Origin of the sequence: Leekyejoonella antrihumi (genome assembly GCF_007845645.1) — a bacterium.
Classification (GTDB): Bacteria; Actinomycetota; Actinomycetes; order Actinomycetales; family Dermatophilaceae; genus Leekyejoonella; species Leekyejoonella antrihumi.
This window is the reverse complement of the sequence record NZ_VCQV01000058.1, coordinates 1-15,074: the sequence shown is the minus strand read 5'-3', so window position 1 is coordinate 15,074 and position 15,074 is coordinate 1. Positions and strand designations below refer to the sequence as shown.

General features: G+C 69.3%; 15 protein-coding genes and 1 pseudogene. 8 read left to right on the top strand and 8 right to left on the bottom strand.

The features are described from left to right. The 3 genes from FGL98_RS25985 to FGL98_RS23345 all read left to right on the top strand — a co-directional run. On the top strand, positions 1–187 hold a 187-nt coding region (locus FGL98_RS25985; protein ID WP_222432372.1), incomplete at its 5' end, for a hypothetical protein. A 436-nt stretch (positions 188–623) separates the two neighbouring features. Then, positions 624–854, top strand: coding sequence for a ribbon-helix-helix domain-containing protein (locus FGL98_RS23350; protein WP_146321029.1), 231 nt, complete (start codon positions 624–626; stop codon positions 852–854). Further along, positions 841–1,188: a type II toxin-antitoxin system PemK/MazF family toxin gene (locus FGL98_RS23345; RefSeq protein ID WP_146321027.1), complete on the top strand. Its 348-nt coding sequence runs from the start codon at positions 841–843 to the stop codon at positions 1,186–1,188. The genes FGL98_RS23350 and FGL98_RS23345 overlap by 14 nt, the downstream gene beginning before the upstream one ends. Before the next feature lie 126 nt (positions 1,189–1,314). On the opposite strand, the gene FGL98_RS23340 is transcribed toward FGL98_RS23345, so the two are convergent. Beyond that, the gene (locus FGL98_RS23340; protein ID WP_146321025.1) at positions 1,315–1,857 is read right to left on the bottom strand and encodes a DoxX family protein; all 543 of its coding nucleotides are present in this window, start codon (positions 1,855–1,857) and stop codon (positions 1,315–1,317) included. Positions 1,858–2,425: 568 nt separating this feature from the next. Between FGL98_RS23340 and FGL98_RS23335 the strand changes: the two genes are divergently transcribed. From FGL98_RS23335 to FGL98_RS23320, 4 genes are all read left to right on the top strand, one after another. Then, positions 2,426–3,787, top strand: a complete 1,362-nt coding sequence (locus FGL98_RS23335; RefSeq protein ID WP_222432371.1) for an APC family permease — start codon at positions 2,426–2,428, stop codon at positions 3,785–3,787. A gap of 444 nt (positions 3,788–4,231) precedes the next feature. Further along, entirely contained in the window at positions 4,232–5,494 is a 1,263-nt protein-coding gene (locus FGL98_RS23330) for a metal-dependent hydrolase family protein (RefSeq protein ID WP_146321021.1), read from the top strand. Positions 5,495–5,894: 400 nt separating this feature from the next. After that, the gene (locus FGL98_RS23325; RefSeq protein ID WP_146321019.1) at positions 5,895–6,647 is read left to right on the top strand and encodes a trimeric intracellular cation channel family protein; all 753 of its coding nucleotides are present in this window, start codon (positions 5,895–5,897) and stop codon (positions 6,645–6,647) included. Then, a complete protein-coding gene (locus FGL98_RS23320) occupies positions 6,644–7,921 on the top strand; it encodes an amidohydrolase (RefSeq protein WP_146321017.1) in 1,278 nt (425 codons plus the stop codon). The genes FGL98_RS23325 and FGL98_RS23320 overlap by 4 nt, the downstream gene beginning before the upstream one ends. An 813-nt stretch (positions 7,922–8,734) precedes the next feature. Here the strand turns inward: FGL98_RS23320 and FGL98_RS23315 are convergent. The 5 genes and pseudogenes from FGL98_RS23315 to FGL98_RS23295 all read right to left on the bottom strand — a co-directional run bounded on the left by FGL98_RS23315 (position 8,735) and on the right by FGL98_RS23295 (position 13,051). After that, complete coding sequence (locus FGL98_RS23315; protein ID WP_146321015.1) at positions 8,735–9,529, bottom strand: putative hydro-lyase; 795 nt, start codon at positions 9,527–9,529, stop codon at positions 8,735–8,737. Further along, positions 9,516–10,415: a 5-oxoprolinase subunit C family protein gene (locus FGL98_RS26965; protein WP_146321012.1), complete on the bottom strand. Its 900-nt coding sequence runs from the start codon at positions 10,413–10,415 to the stop codon at positions 9,516–9,518. The genes FGL98_RS23315 and FGL98_RS26965 overlap by 14 nt, the downstream gene beginning before the upstream one ends. Continuing rightward, positions 10,415–11,023 (bottom strand): 5-oxoprolinase subunit B family protein, encoded by a 609-nt coding sequence (locus tag FGL98_RS26960; protein WP_146321010.1) that lies wholly within the window; start codon positions 11,021–11,023, stop codon positions 10,415–10,417. Before FGL98_RS26960 ends, FGL98_RS26965 begins: the two co-directional genes overlap by 1 nt. Next, a complete protein-coding gene (locus FGL98_RS23300; RefSeq protein WP_146321008.1) occupies positions 11,020–11,790 on the bottom strand; it encodes a LamB/YcsF family protein in 771 nt (256 codons plus the stop codon). Before FGL98_RS23300 ends, FGL98_RS26960 begins: the two co-directional genes overlap by 4 nt. A gap of 29 nt (positions 11,791–11,819) precedes the next feature. After that, positions 11,820–13,051 (bottom strand): annotated as a pseudogene (locus FGL98_RS23295) (NRAMP family divalent metal transporter). A 132-nt stretch (positions 13,052–13,183) separates the two neighbouring features. Between FGL98_RS23295 and FGL98_RS23290 the strand changes: the two are divergent. Beyond that, positions 13,184–13,885, top strand: a complete 702-nt coding sequence (locus FGL98_RS23290; protein WP_222432370.1) for a GntR family transcriptional regulator — start codon at positions 13,184–13,186, stop codon at positions 13,883–13,885. A gap of 580 nt (positions 13,886–14,465) precedes the next feature. Here FGL98_RS23290 and FGL98_RS23285 read toward each other — a convergent pair. Further along, positions 14,466–14,783 carry a ribbon-helix-helix protein, CopG family gene (locus FGL98_RS23285; RefSeq protein ID WP_146321007.1) on the bottom strand — a complete coding sequence of 106 codons (318 nt, stop codon included), beginning with the start codon at positions 14,781–14,783 and terminating at the stop codon, positions 14,466–14,468. Then, positions 14,780–15,074 (bottom strand): hypothetical protein (locus FGL98_RS23280; protein ID WP_146321004.1); only part of this gene is annotated, 295 nt, incomplete at its 5' end. The genes FGL98_RS23285 and FGL98_RS23280, both read right to left, overlap by 4 nt.

Sequence of the window (15,074 nt, the reverse complement as noted above, 5' to 3'; positions counted from 1 at the left end):
ATCGGTCGAGGTGTCCTTCGTCGCAGTCGTCATATCCGACATGCTCATCGTTCATCACTCCAGATCTCGCCACCTTGGCGGCGTGTCGTGGAGGTTCAAAAACACCGAATTTGAGATAGACCCGCAATCGACACCGGTGACGGCATTGTGTCACGTGGAAGGCAGCGGTAGGGAGTCGTTTCTCTGACGTGCTGAGCGTCGCGACGCTCGGCCGCAACGGGGGCCTGACGCGGAAAGCCGGATGTGTCCCCGGGTGGAGCCGCTGGCTGTGACAGGTTGGTTTGGTCGCGGACGCGTGGTCCCCGTCATGGGCGTGACAGGGGTGCTGGGCGGGATGTGCAGGCGGATCGCCAGTTGCGGATCGTGACCGGTTGCCGAACCCCGGGTTCGAGCGGTGGTCGCAACACCCTGGCGACGGGCGCAACGGCGGGACAGGGCATCGGCCCTGCCCCCGGGGCCGCAGAGCCCCGCAGGTCAGGGGCTGGCCCGTAGGCCGAACCATGACCGGCGATAGATTCAGTGGGTGTTGCGACGACCGCTCGAACCCGGGGATCGTCATATGGGGCTTGCGCACGGGCCAATTTGGCTGTGCATCGGAGGTGCTACTCAGGTAGCATCAAGGTATGAAAATTAGTGTGAGCCTGCCGGAAGAGGACGTGGCCGTCCTCGACGAGTTCGCGCGTGCAGCGGGACTTCGGTCCAGGTCAGCCGCCCTGCACCGTGCGGTCACCATGTTGCGCCTGCCCCAGCTAGAGCAGGACTACGAGGCCGCGTGGGACGAGTGGGCGGCCTCGGGCGAACATGAGGCGTGGGATATGACCTCGGCCGACGGGCTCACCGATGCTGCGCGGTGAAATCCGCCTGGTCGACCTCGACCCTGCCCGAGGCAGCAAAGCCAACAAGCGAAGACCAGCCGTGATCGTGAGCAACGATCGCGCCAACGTGGTCGTGGCGCGCCTCGGCCGGGGAGTGGTCACCGTTGTACCAGTGACCAGCAACACCGACAGGATCTACCCATTCCAGACTCTGCTACCCGCGACCGCCACTGGCCTGCGGCAGGATTCCAAAGCCCAGGCCGAGCAGGTCCGCTCGATCGCCGCCGAACGATTGGGCCCCGTCCTCGGGCGGGTGCCAGCAGAAGTGATGGCGGCACTTGACGACGCACTGCGAATTCACCTGCAGCTGTAGGAACGATCGCCGCAGAGCGATCAGCTACTGGGACCGCCGAGCGCTTGTCTCAGGGTCCTGTACCAATCCTCGTCACAGGCCGAGTGGGAGCCGCGCCCCGGTACACGGCGCACCCTGAGCCTGAGCCTACGGGGTGTGCTGGTCGGTGGGGGCCGGGCCTGGTTGGTGCGCCGCGGCGCGGCCGGCTTCGCGGTGGCCGAGCGCGGTGGTGGCCAGCGACGCGGCGACCCCCAACGCGAGGGCTCCGAGCGCCCAGTCGGTGCCGTGCCGGTCCGTGCCCAGGGCACGGTCCAGGGACAGCTCGCCCGGGCCGACCTCGACCAGGGCGGCCAGCGCGGTGATCAGGGCCAGGTTGTACTCGTACCCGCCGTTGGCGTTCCACGGGCCGTTGGACCAGTGCACCGTGCGGATCGCGGTGGTCATCACCCCGATCAGGCCCGCGGCGGCCAGCGGTGTCGCGAGCCCGGCGGCCAGCATCGCCCCGGCACCGGCCTCGGTCGCGCCGGCGGCCAGCGAGTTGCGCCGCGGCGGGTGCAGGCCCAGGGAGGTCATCATCTGGTCGGTGCCCTCCAGCCCGGGGCCGCCGAACCAGCCCATCAGCTTCTGGGTGCCATGGCCGATGAACAGGCCACCGATGGCCACCCGGGCGGCCAGGCGAGCGACGGGCATGAGGAACCCCTTTTCGGTGCTGTGATCGTCCCCGCAGGCCAGGGACTCCAACATCCTACCGGCGCACCGCCACCCAGCACACCGCCTCGCCGAGCTGTGCCACAATCCCCGTACGGAGCATGTCGCACCGCAAGCCAGCACTGGCGGTGTGCCGACGACGTCGGCGGTGTTCGCGAATGAGGAGAATCGGCAGCGCGGCAACCTCAACCGGGCACGCGGCGAGGCAGCCACTGCTGAAAGAGACCGCCCCACAGCGAGATCCGCAGGTTGGTCGTCTCCGATCGCGGGCTGGCGGCAACCCGCAGATCACCCAGATCTGGCTTGCGATGCACACCGCCGGTAAGGACCGCGGGTGGTGATGAGCATGGCCTCGCAGGAGCAGTTAGGGCTCGGCCGGTTCGGCCTCACACCGCGCGCCGCGGACGGAACCGCCCGCACCTTGTGGCGGCACGTCCTCCTCGGTGCATGCCGCTTTGCGCCGTCCTCTCCGGTGAGAAGAGCCCTGGGAGGACCGCGCCAGGCCGCGTCTTTGACACCTCGTTAGCCTGCGCTTGTGAAGGAGTCACCTGTGTCTTCGGGCACCACTACTGCGCCTGCCGGGCTTCGACGGCAGATCACCTTCGGTGACCTGGTCGTCTACGGCCTGGTCTTCATCGGCCCCGCGGCGGCCGTCAGCATCTTCGGCCCGCTGGATGCCAAGAGCCACGGGGCGGTGCCCCTGGTCTACCTGGTGGCCACCATCGCGATGGCCTTCACGGCCTACTCCTATGCGCTGATGTCGCGCAAGGTGCCACGCGCCGGGTCGGTGTTTGCGTACGCCAGTGCCGGTATCGGCCCGCGCACCGGCTTTGTCACCGGCTGGATGGTGATGCTGGACTACTTGCTGATCCCGTCCGTGGCGTACCTGTTCACCGGGATCGCCATGCACTCCGCGCTGCCGGCGCTGCCGACGTGGGCGTGGACGGCGCTGGCGGTCGTCGTGACGACCGGGTTCAATCTCGCCGGGGTACGCGTGGCCGCCCGGGTCGCCACGCTGGCGGTGATCGCCGAGGTCGTCGTGCTGACGATGGTGCTGATCGGCGGGGTCTGGCTGCTCGCGCGCCACGGGGCGACCCGCGGGCCCTGGTCGCCACTGACCGGTGTCGGCGCCTTCTCGGCCACCGCGGTCCTCGGCTCCGTGTCGGTCGCCGTGCTGTCCTACCTGGGCTTCGACGCGATCGCGACCTTCGCCGAGGAGACCGTCGGCAGCACCCGCCTGGTCAGCCGTGCGCTGCTGACCTGCCTGGTCATCGCCGGTCTGCTGTTCGCGGCGCAGACGTATGTCGGGGCGCTCATCTCCCCGGACACCCCGGCGCAGCTGGCCGCGCACCCGGGCGCCCAGGGTGACGCCTACTACCACCTGATCGACGTGCGGCTCGCGGGTTGGCTCTCCACCGCGATGGCAGTCTCCAAGGCTGCGGGCGCCGCGTTCTCGGCGATGGTCGGGCAGGCCGCCGCATCCCGCATCCTGATGGACATGAGCCGCTCGAAGCGCCTGCCCCGGGCGCTCTCGACGGTGGACTCGCGCACCGGGGTGCCCGCCGTCGGCGTGCTGATCGCCGCGGCCTTTAACGTGCTGATCGCGGTCTGGGCCGCTCGCCGGCCGAACGGCCTGGACACCCTGGTCTCCATCGTCAGCGTCGGCGCACTGTGCGCGTTCATCCTGCTGCACGCCTCGGTCATCGGCTACTACTGGGTGCGCCGCGCCGGCGGCCCGCGCCGGGTGGGCCCTCATCTGATCTCACCCGTGGTCGGTGCGGTGATCCTGCTGATCGTGCTCGGCGAGGCCAGTCACGCCGCGCAGATCGTTGGCGCCGTCTGGCTGGTGGCCGGGCTGATCGTCACAGCCGTCCAGCACCAGCGCGACCGGCGGACCATCCCCGGCACCTGACAAGTCTCCGGAGTGCCTCGATTGAGGGACGACTTGCGGACACCGCACCATCGTGCGTGTGCCGCATAGGACAGGTGAGCTCACCCCTGCGGGACGTCGGCCGCTCCGCCCGCGGCACGGGTGAAGATCACCGCATCCGTCGCCGGTGGTCGATGGCGTCAATCGGTGACGTGACGCAGGACCGGGTCGCGATGTCCCGTAACTCACCGCGCCCCTGCGGGACGGGCGGTCTTGAATGCCGCGGGATGAGCATCTCGCGGCGGTCGGTCGCCGGGTCTCGTTGGTCTGCTGGGATCGGGGCCTGGGCAAGGTGGCTGGACATGTGGGGGGTGAGGGTCGGGGCGCGCGGCGCAGTGGCCGGGGCGCGACGCGCGGGTGTCCGGTCGCCGCTGTTCGGGGGCTCGGGCCGGCTTGTCGGCCCTGCTGGTGGGGAACAATGGTGGGGTGAGCGCGTCTGTATTGGTGTGTGGCGGGGTTTTTGACGGTGTGTCGGCCGAGCTCGGGGGCCGCGCTGAGATCTTGGTGCGCGAGGGGCGCATCGTCGAGATGGGCCGTTCGGTGAGCCGCCCGCCAGGGGCCGAGCTGGTCGATCTGTCCGCGCGCACCGTCAGCCCCGGCTTCATCGACTCCCATGTGCACCTGACCATGGATGCCGCCGATCTGGCCCAACAGACCCTTGCCTCTGCTGCGACCAAGGCGCTGACCGGTCTCGGCCTCGCGCGAGAGTATCTTGGCTACGGCTTCACGACCGTGCGAGATCTGGGCAGCATGGATCCGGAGTTCCCGACCGTCGACTTGCGTAACGCCCTGGCCGCCGGCATCGTCGAGGGGCCGCGGCTGGTGGTCGCGGGGCACGTCATCAGCGCCACTGGCGCCCATGGCGACCTGAGCGGCTTCTACCCCTCACGCTGGGACCTGCCGGTGTCGGCGGTTGCCGACGGGATCGCGGAGATCCGCCGGCTGGTGCGCGGCGAGCACGCCCACGGTGCAGACTGGATCAAGACAGCCAATGCCGGGGGCTACTTCAGCGTCGGCGATGACCCCGCCCGGGTGACCTGGTTCGACGACGAGATGGATGCGCTGTGCAAGGCTGCGCACCAGCTGGGTATGCCGGTCGCCGTGCACACCGGTGCCCCGCAGGCCTGCAAGCAGGCGATCCGTTGTGGTGCCCGCAGCCTCGAGCACGCCTACCTGATCGACGAGGAGGGCGTCGAGATGGCAACGCGGGCGGGTGTCTACGTGGTGCCGACGATGCAGATGACCCAGGAGGACCTTGCGCAACTACGGTCCGGCACGCTGCCGGACCAGGCCGTCTGGAAGTTCCGCCGGGATCATCAGCAGATCCTGGACTCCCAGCGGATCATCGCCGCCAGCGACGTCGAGGTTGTCTTCGGCACCGATTGTGGAATGTTTCCCTTCAGCCACGGCATCGCCGAGTTCCAGGCGATGGTCGCCGCCGGCCTGAGCCCGCTGCGGGCGCTGCGTGCCGCGACCTCGGTCGCGGCGAAGATGCTGGGTGTGGGGGACATCGGGGTGCTTCGGCCGGGCGCCCGCGCCGACATCGTCGCCATGCCCGGAGATCCGCTCGCCGACATCAGCGTCACTGCCCGCGTCGACTTCGTCATGCACTCGGGCACCATCCATCTCCGCCCCGACGAGCCGAGGACCACCAGGCCGCCGGACCGGACGGCTCGGCCGACGGGTTGACATCAGTCCGTGGCCAGGGGTTCCCGGCCGACAGGTGCGTGCTCTGCCGGGCCGTGAGCTCGCGAAGCGTTCCGGATCTGGTGTCCCGTGCGATGGTTTGGTCGGGCTGGCCCCTGCTGGGCTGTCCGTGCGGTCGGCCGAGGCTAGCCCTCGAGTCGACGGGCGCGTCGTCAACGGCGCCCCGCCCCGATGGACCGTGTTGCGCTGGGCAGCGCCGAGAATACGCGGCGCTGCCCAGCGCCGCGTACTCTGGCAGAATCTGTGCCGCACCTCGGGACTGAGCTTCCAGCAGCGCCACTCCGCCGGGCTCGTGGCCGACCCACTGGCCGGCGTCGGCTTCGAGGGGTACACCGGTATCGGGGCACGGGCTGGCTATTGCGGGTGGAGAAAGGGGTGGCGCGTGGGTCACGGAGAGCTGTCGGAGCTGTTCCGGGCCTTGGATCTGACCGGCGTCTTCGCCAATGCGCTGCTGGGTGGCCTGATCGCCCGCCAGGAAAGGTTGGACCCGATCGGTTTCGCCACCCTGGCGGTGCTGTCCGGTCTGGGTGGCGGGTTGATCCGCGACGTGCTGCTGCAGCACGGCCCGCCGGCCGCGTTGACGGACTACGCGTACCTGCTGACGGCCTTTGCCGGTGCCGCGGTCAGCTTCGCCGTCCGGGTTGAGGGCCCGGTCTGGGACCGGATCTGGCCGGTGATCGACGCCGTCGCGCTGGGGACCTGGGCCGCCGCCGGCGCGCAGAAGACCCTCACGGTCGGTCTCGGCTGGCTGCCCGCGATCTTCCTGGGCACGATCACCGCGGTGGGTGGTGGCGCGGTGCGCGACGTCGTGCTGCGGCGGGTGCCCGGGGTGCTGGGCGGAAACACGTTGTACGCCACCTGCGCGATCGCCGGCAGTGGCGTGCTGGTGATCCTGTCCGATCACGGCCACCCCACCGATGGGCTCGTCCTCGCGACGGTGGTCGGCGCCGGGCTGTGCCTGCTGGCCCGGTGGCGCGGGTGGATCCTGCCCGGCGCGGACGCCTGGTCACCCACCCGCGTGGTACCCGCTCGCTACCGAGACCGCATCCGGCGGCGCACCGCGCGTCACGGTGGACGTCAGCTGCATCGGCGCACCACATCCGACGATCGCACCGAACCCAAGGAGAGACCATGAGCACGCTGAGCACCACCTCCGCCGCCGCCGTCCTGGAGGGCCTGGACCACGCCCGAGGCTGGATGGAGGACTTCTACCGCAACCTGCATCAGCACCCCGAGCTGTCCCACCAGGAGGCGCAGACCGCGACCTCCGTCAGCGAGCACCTCCAGCGGGCCGGCTATGAGGTCACCACTGGCGTCGGTGGCACCGGCGTGATCGGGGTCCTGCGCAACGGTGACGGGCCCACCGTGCTGCTGCGCGCGGACATGGACGCGCTACCGGTGCAGGAGGAGACCGGCCTTGGGTATGCCAGCTCGGCCACCGTGGTCGACGCCCAGGGCGCCACGGTCCCGGTGATGCACGCCTGCGGGCACGACGTGCACGTGACCGCACTGATCGGTACGGCCGCGTTGATGGCCGGTGCCCGGGACCAGTGGAACGGCACACTCGTGGTGCTCTTCCAGCCCGCCGAAGAGGTCGGTGACGGGGCGCGGGGCATGGTGGCCGACGGCCTGATGGCCCTGGTCGGGACGGTCGACGTGGCGTTGGCCCAGCACGTGCTGCCGCTGCCGGCCGGCGTGGTCGGCACCCGCAGCGGGGCGGTGCTCTCGGCGGCCGACAGTATGCGGATCACCGTGCACGGCCGGGGCGCGCACGGGTCGATGCCGCAGGCCGGAGTCGACCCCGTCGTGCTCGCGTCGATGATCGTGGTGCGCCTGCAGACGGTCATCTCCCGCGAGGTCGCCCCCACCGAACCCGCCGTGCTGACCGTGGGCAGCATCCAGGCCGGGACCAAGAGCAACGTGATCGGCGACCACGCCGTCCTCCAGCTGAACGTGCGCACCTACAACCAGCAGACCCGCACCGCCGTGCTGGACGCCATCCGCCGCGTCGTGACCGCCGAGTGCGACGCCTCCGGCTCGCCCGTCCCGCCGCAGTTCGAGATGTTCGACCGGTTCCCACCCACCACCAACGACCCCGCGACCACGACGAAGGTCCGCGGCGCATTCACCGACTACTTCGGCGACCGGCTGATCGAACTGCCGCTGCAGAGCGCCAGCGAGGACTTCAGCGACATCACCGCAGCGCTCGAAGTTCCGTACACCTACTGGGGACTCGGCGGCATCGACCCGGACACCTACCACACCGCCCAGGCGGCCGGTCGGATCGCCCAGGACATCCCGGTCAACCACTCACCGTTCTTCGCCCCCGTCATCCAGCCCACCCTGGACACCGGCACCCAAGCACTGGTCGTGGCCGCCCTGGCCTACCTCGGCACAACCCCGAAGTGAGCACGTTCACGGCCGTTCCGGAGCCCGCCGCGGTGAACTGGCCGAATCGCCCCCCACCCGGGATACACTCTGCCACCCGCCCGGCGACGCCGCCACCCCGCCAAGGCCGGGATCGCCACGACAAGCACCGCACGGCCCACCCCAGCAGCAGCACGGCGAGGCCAGGCAACCCGGCCGGCCTCGCCAGCCCTGACGCTCCACCGGTAGCCATCATCACTACCCCGTAGGGCACCACGGAACGCGGCGGAACGCAGGGAGCGAGGGGTCACCACATCAGGCCGGCACAACCACCCCAACTGGCCTGCGGCGCGCCGGGCCCGGCAGCAGCACCGCAAGCCTGACGTCTACAGACGCTGGGAGTGTCGAGCCCGGCGAGGACCTTGGCAGAATCCGGCATGACAGCTCCTTGGAGCTGACAGACGCCCGCTTGTTGATCGTGGCGTCGGTTTCAGTTTGGCAGGACCTGGTCCGCTATCGACCTACCCGGATGCACGCGAGAGGGCGGCCATCACTGCCACTCCACTGCCTGGGTCTCCTGCGTCGTCGGGTCAGCACCCAGGTGTCCCGCACCGAGCATGCGGTCACGTCGTCGTGGCCGCGCTGGGTCGGCCACCCCAGCCATGGCGCTCCAGGCCCCGACCCTCGTGACCTGCTCCGAGGGGAGGCGCCGCGGTCGGTGCAGGAGCGGCGAGACGATCACCGCCCGACCGGCCGGTGCGATCAGGGGTTCACGGCGTGTCGGGGTGTCGGTGGCCCTAGGTGGAGCGTGCGCAGTCGGCCGGTCGACGTTGATCGCGTCAACACGAGGGAGCGTCAGGGGACCAGATAGCTCGAGTCGCGTGCATCGGTGACGGCCATCATGCCGGGCGCGTGGCCGATCGCGAACGGCGGCCGCGACTGCATCACGGCGGCCTGTGGCGTCACCCCACACGCCCAGAAGACCGGCAGCTCGCCCGGGCGGATCTGGACGGGATCGCCAAAGTCCGGCCGACCGATGTCCCGGATGCCAAGTGCCTTCGGGTCACCCACATGCACCGGAGCCCCGTGCACCGCGGGGTATCGCGACGTGACCCGCACCGCGGTGGCGACCAGGTCCGCCGGTATCGGCCGCATCGAGACCACCAGCGGTCCCGAGATCCGCCCTGCCGGGCGGCACGGCCGGGAGGTCCGGTACATCGGCACGTTGGTGCCCGCCTCGATGTGTCGCACCGGGACGCCGGCCTCCAGCAACGCGTCCTCGAAGGTGAAGCTGCAGCCCACGAGGAACGCGACGAGGTCATCACGCCAGTAGTCCCGGACCGAGTCGACCTCTGCCACGAGCTGCCCGCGCTCGTAGACGCAGTATCCGGGCAGGTCGGTGCGTAGGTCTCCGTCGAAGATCGCGCTGGAGGTCTCACCGGGCTCCGTGGCATCCAGCACCGGACACGGGGCGGGATTTCGCTGCGCGAAGAGCAGCATGTCGTATGCCAGATCGCGTGGCACCGCAATGAGATTGGCCTGCGTCCATCCGGAGCACCACCCCGCAGTCGGCACCTTCAGTCCGTCACGAAATCGGGCCCGTGCCTCGTGCGGGGTCAGCCCCGACGAGTTGCGGTCAGCTGTCGTCATCACGGTCTCCGAACTGGTAGGGCGAGTTGGGCGGCACACGAAACCGAAGTCGTTGCCCAGGTCGTGCCTGCGCGGCGATCGGGATGTCATCGGTCACGACCACCCCGACGACGGGGTAGCCCCCGGTCACCGGATGGTCGGCAAGAAACAGCGTCGGCCGCCCCGCCGGCGGCACCTGCAGCGCACCGGGCACCATTCCTTCGCTGGGCAGCTCATCGGTGCGGCACCGCTCCAGCTCGGGGCCGTCCAGCCGCATGCCGACCCGGTTGCTCTCGGAGGTGACCTCGAACGACGAGCTCGTCAGCGTCTCCAGTGCTTCGGCCGTGAACCAGTCGGACCGAGGGCCGGGGACGATCCGCAGCATCAGCTCATCCCCGCAGGGCGCCGGTGTCGGGGCAACGTCCACCTCGGGAAAGCAGTGGGGTGGTATGCCGACCGGCAGCCGGGCGCCCACCTCGAGTGGCTTCGGCCCGAGACCTGCCATCACATCGCAAGATCGCGAACCGAGCACCGGATCGACGTCGATGCCGCCCCGGACCGCGAGGTAGCTGCGCAGGCCGACCGGCGGCGCGAGGAGCCGCAGCTCCTGCCCGGCGCCCAGCGTGAGGGGCGCGTTGAGTGGTCGTGGTGACCCATCGACCAGGAGGGGGCACGGTGCACCGGTGACGGCAACCAGCAGATCCGCACCTGCCCGAATCGCCAGTCCCCCGAACGTGACCTCGAGGGCGGCGGCGCCCTCGTCGTTGCCGAGCAGGCGGTTCGCCAAACGCAGGCTACGGGTATCGGCCGCGCCCGATACCCCGACGCCGAGTGAGGCCAGACCCGGACGACCAAGATCCTGCACCGTGGCCAGTGCGCCCGTCTCGACGACCTCGAACGCCCGCATCACGCCTCCACGAAACGCACTCGAACGCCGGCGGCCAGCACCGCGGGCGGCGTCCGATCGGGATCCCACATCGGCTGCCGACAGGTGCCGATCAGCTGCCAGCCGCCCGGGGACTCCCTGGGATAGACGCCGGAGAATTCTCCGGCGAGCCCGACCGCACCGGCCGGCACCCGGGTGCGCGGCGTGCTCCTGCGCGGCACGTGCAGCGCATCGGAGGCGCCGACCAGATATCCGAACCCGGGCGCGAAACCGGCGAACGCAACCATCCACTCCTGGCCGGTGTGCGCCGCTATGACCCCGCGCTCTCCGAGGCCGGTGAGCTCGCCGACCTCGGCAAGATCGGCGCCGTCGTAGGTCACGGCGATCTGGACCTGACCGGCGTCGGGCCTTTCTCCCTTCCGCAGCTGGACCGACGCGACGGCCTCGGCCACGTCGGCCAGCCTCGTGGACGACCGGTCGATCCGCACCAGGACGGTGCGTGCTGCGGGAACCAGGTCCGTGACTCCGGGGAGCGGCTTCCGGGACAGCTCGGCGTACAGGGCGAGAGTCTGGTCCAGGTTGTCGAGCTCGACCAGCAGGGCGGCGTCACCGCAGGGGGCGAGCCTCATGACGGTGAGCCGGCGAACGGCGCGACCGACACATCCGCCCGCTCGAGCGCGGCACGAACGGCGGTGGCCATCGCGACCGCTCCCGGGCTGTCGCCGTGCACGCACAGCGAACGCGCCGCGACTGGCACGACGCTGCCGTCCACCGCGACGACCTGCTGGTCGGTGACGAGCCGGACACACCGGGCGGCGACCCCCTCGACGTCGTGCAGGACGGCACCGGGCTCGCGCCGGGAGACCAGCGTCGCCTCCCGGGTATATGCGCGATCGGCGAATGCCTCTGCGACCGGCTGCAACCCGGCCTCCTCGGCCCGGCGCAGCCAGACCGATCCGGGCAGGCCGAGGACCGGAAGTGTCCGGTCGTAGCGGCGCACTGCCTCGGCGACCGCTGCCGCCTGCTCCTCGTGATGGACGATCGCGTTGTACAGGGCGCCGTGCGGTTTGACGTAGCTGACCCGGGTGCCGGCGACCCGGGCGAAGGCCTCGAGGGCACCGATCTGGTAGAGCACGTCATTGGTCAGCTCGTCCGGTGCGACATCGATGAACCGTCGCCCGAAGCCCGGCAGGTCGCGATACCCGACCTGCGCACCGATGACAACGCCGCGCTCCGCGGCCCGGTCACAGACGCGGCATAGCACGGACGGGTCTCCCGCGTGGAAGCCGCACGCCACGTTGGCGCTGGTGACCACGTCGAGCAGGGCGTCGTCATCACCCAGACTCCACCGGCCGAAGCTCTCCCCGAGGTCCGCGTTCAGGTCGATCACGTTCATGGCAGGTCTCCTTCCTTGACTGGTCCGGCTCAGGCCCAGAGCTTCTCGATGCCGCCGAGCGACTGCCAGGCGAGGTACACCGTCAGGGCCCACACGAGCACTCCGATGACCAGCAGCCAGCGCGGGTAGCGGTACCCGCCGAGCAGATCGTGCGCGCGGCGCAGCGCGACCCACATCAGCACGCCCAGGCCGATCGGCAGGATGAGGCCGTTGAGCGCGCCCGCCAGGATCAGCAGCTTCACCGGGGTCTGGCCGAGCGCCAGGAAGACGACACCGGAGATGACGATGAACGCCACCACCACCCAGTTCCGGTGGTCGCGCACCCGTTGAGAGAACGTGGTCAGGAAGGACACCGAGGTGTAGGACGCGCCGATCACCGAGGTGATGCTGGCGGCCCACAGGATGACACCGAACAGGTGCAGTCCGGCGTCACCGAGCGCGTGCTGGAAGGCCACGCGGGAGGGTTCTGCTTGGCCAGTGTGACGCCGCCCGCGACGACGCCGAGGACCGCGAGGAACAGCAGTGCACGCATCACGCCGGTGACGATGACACCGGTGATCGACGTTCGAGTGATCTGCCCCGAGCTTTCGGGTCCGCTGACACCCGAGTCGATCAGGCGGTGCGCACCGGCATACGTGATGTAGCCGCCGACCGTGCCCCCGATCAGGGTGGTGATGGTGAGGAAGTCGATGTGGTGCGGCAGCACCGTCTCCTTGAGAGCCTGACCGTAGGGCGGGTGCGAGACGATCATGGCGTAGGCGACCATCGCGATCATCACCAGACCGAGCACGACCACGATCCGGTCCATCGCGATCCCGGCACGCTTGCTGAGGAAGATCCCGATCGCGATCAGCGCCGAGATGGCGCCGCCGATCTTGACGTTGGCGCCCATCATGGCGTTGGCCCCGAGCGCGGTTCCGCCGATGTTGCCGATGTTGAAGACGAGCCCGCCGAAAACCACCAGTGCCGCGAGCACATAACCGCCGCCCGGGACCACCTTGTTCGCCAGGTCCTGCGCGTACTGGCCGGAGACACCGATGATGCGCCAGACGTTCAGCTGCACCGCGACGTCCACGATCACCGAGATCAGGATGGCGAACGCCATCGCAGCACCGAGCTTCGCGGTGAAGACGGTGGTCTGGGTGATGAAGCCCGGACCGATGGCGCTGGTCGCCATCAGGAACATCGCCCCGAGCAGGGCACCGCGCCCGGCCTTGCGTCGCGGCGGAGCCGCATCCTGAGTGGTCGGCGTGCTGGTCATCGAAGTCTCCTTGGGCCCGTTCGGTGTGGCCTGCCTCACACAGAATAGGGATTGTTGAACAATTCTTCAATACCCTGATCGGATAGAGTTTGGTCGAGATGGTGACGAGCGACACAGAGACCGGGAGAGCCGATGTCCATGACAAGCCGACGTGACTGGGTCGCCGACCTCGCGAACGAGCGCAGCCTCATCGGCCGGTCGAGCACCGCCGCACGGGTCGCGGATGCGCTGCGCACGCGTGTCATCGAGGGTGCGCTGCTGCCCGGCACGCGGCTGTCCGAGGAGGACCTGGGTGCGGCACTCGGCGTGTCCCGCAACACCCTCCGTGAGGCGTTCCGGCTGCTGACCCACGAACGGTTGCTGGTCCACGAGTTCAACCGGGGCGTCTTCGTGCGCACGCTGACACCAGACGATGTGCGCGACGTCTACCAGTACCGCCGCGTGATTGAGTGCGCCGCGGTGCACCAGTCAGCCCATGCCCCTGCCGGTGCGCTCGACGCTGTCCGCGCGGCCGTCGAGGAGGGGGAGGCCGCGGCGCTGGTCGATGACTGGTCGACGGTCGGCACCGCCAACATGCATTTCCATCAAGGGATCGTCGGTCTTGCGGGGAGCCAGCGACTGGACGAGGCCGCACGCCAGGTGCTCGCCGAGCTGCGGCTGGTCTTCCATGTCATGGCGGACTTCCAGCGGTTCCACGAGTCCTACCTCACTCAGAACCGGGCGATGTATCAGCTGCTGCGCACCGGCCGGATCGCCGACGCCGAGACCGAGCTCGCCCGATATCTGGACGTGGCCGAGCGGCAGCTGCTTGACGCCTTCCGCGAATCCGCCTGAACCTCAACCCTCCCCGCAGAGTCACCTTGCACTCATACCCTCGCTCGCCGCCCGGCGCATGCGCATTGAGCATTGAGCATCTCGGATTCGACCCGGAGTTCCCCGACTGGCAGCAGGCATAGGACGCGCAGCACGAGCTGCACGCCCGCGTGGTATCGGGCGAGACGCCCGACCCCACGCTGCTTGAGCATGCGTTGGTTTACGCCGCGGGCAAACGCACGCAGCCGCATGCATGCCCGTTCGACGGAACGCCGGTCGCCGATGTGAACCTCCCTGCAAGGTCACGTGGCACCGACCGGGACAGCCGGTCGGCTACCCGATCGACGCTGTCACCGGGATTTCGAGATGATGTGTCCGATGGGCCTGAGACGAGCTCGGTCGGTCGTCGCAACACCTGCCTCCCCGACCGTGTCCGTAGGACGAACCATCACCGGCGACGAGGCGCGTGTCAGCGAGGCCCAGGCGAAGATCACGGCCGGCGTTCCGCAAGGGTGCTCTATACGGTGCACCTGCGCCCTGACCGCGTCCGTAAGCCGATCGTTTTACGGTGACGAGGGGCTGGCTTGGGAGGCTGGTTCTTTTAGCTGGCTTCGTTCAGTACGCGGCGGGCGATTTTTTCGACTTGCTCAACGGTCAGGGTCTGAGTTTCGGGGTGGGTGGTCGCTTCGCGCAGCAGGCGTCGTACGAGGGCAGAGACGGGGATCTGAGCTTGGGCGGCGCGGCGACGCAGTTGGGTGTCGAGGTCCTTGTCGATGCGCAGGTTCAAGGGGATGTCCAAGGCCGCGTTGCGTTCGGCGATCTCGGCCTCGGCGGCTTCGGCCTCTTCATCGGCGTATTCGGCCCGGATCGCGTCGACTTCGTCGGAAACCCGCTGTTGCTTCTGGTCCTTGTTGGTCATGGCGTCTCCTGTCCATCGTAGGCATGCAGGTCGGCTCCGCTGGTCTTCCACGCGGTCACCCCGGCGTGGTCGGTCGGTGTCACGATCACGGTGATCACGAAACCTGCGGTGGGCGAGTACCCGATCAGGCGGATCGCGTGGTTGCGGCTCTTGGGGTCGGGGTCACGAGTAATACCGCGAGGGTCGGTGGCGGCTTCCAGCGTCCATTCGGGTTCGATCCCGGTGGCCCCGGGATAGCGGACGGCGCGGGCGCGGATGTAGTCCGCGTCTTCCTCGCGCCACCACAAATCC

What these genes read in the sequence shown, in the direction of transcription:
- FGL98_RS23350 (WP_146321029.1), top strand. Translation starts at nt 624, where the DNA reads ATGAAAATTAGTGTGAGCCTGCCGGAAGAGGACGTGGCCGTCCTCGAC.
- FGL98_RS23345 (WP_146321027.1), top strand. Translation starts at nt 841, where the DNA reads ATGCTGCGCGGTGAAATCCGCCTGGTCGACCTCGACCCTGCCCGAGGC.
- FGL98_RS23340 (WP_146321025.1), bottom strand. Translation starts at nt 1,857, where the DNA reads ATGCCCGTCGCTCGCCTGGCCGCCCGGGTGGCCATCGGTGGCCTGTTC.
- FGL98_RS23320 (WP_146321017.1), top strand. Translation starts at nt 6,644, where the DNA reads ATGAGCACGCTGAGCACCACCTCCGCCGCCGCCGTCCTGGAGGGCCTG.
- FGL98_RS23315 (WP_146321015.1), bottom strand. Translation starts at nt 9,529, where the DNA reads ATGACGACAGCTGACCGCAACTCGTCGGGGCTGACCCCGCACGAGGCA.
- FGL98_RS26965 (WP_146321012.1), bottom strand. Translation starts at nt 10,415, where the DNA reads ATGCGGGCGTTCGAGGTCGTCGAGACGGGCGCACTGGCCACGGTGCAG.
- FGL98_RS26960 (WP_146321010.1), bottom strand. Translation starts at nt 11,023, where the DNA reads ATGAGGCTCGCCCCCTGCGGTGACGCCGCCCTGCTGGTCGAGCTCGAC.
- FGL98_RS23300 (WP_146321008.1), bottom strand. Translation starts at nt 11,790, where the DNA reads ATGAACGTGATCGACCTGAACGCGGACCTCGGGGAGAGCTTCGGCCGG.
- FGL98_RS23290 (WP_222432370.1), top strand. Translation starts at nt 13,184, where the DNA reads ATGTCCATGACAAGCCGACGTGACTGGGTCGCCGACCTCGCGAACGAG.
- FGL98_RS23285 (WP_146321007.1), bottom strand. Translation starts at nt 14,783, where the DNA reads ATGACCAACAAGGACCAGAAGCAACAGCGGGTTTCCGACGAAGTCGAC.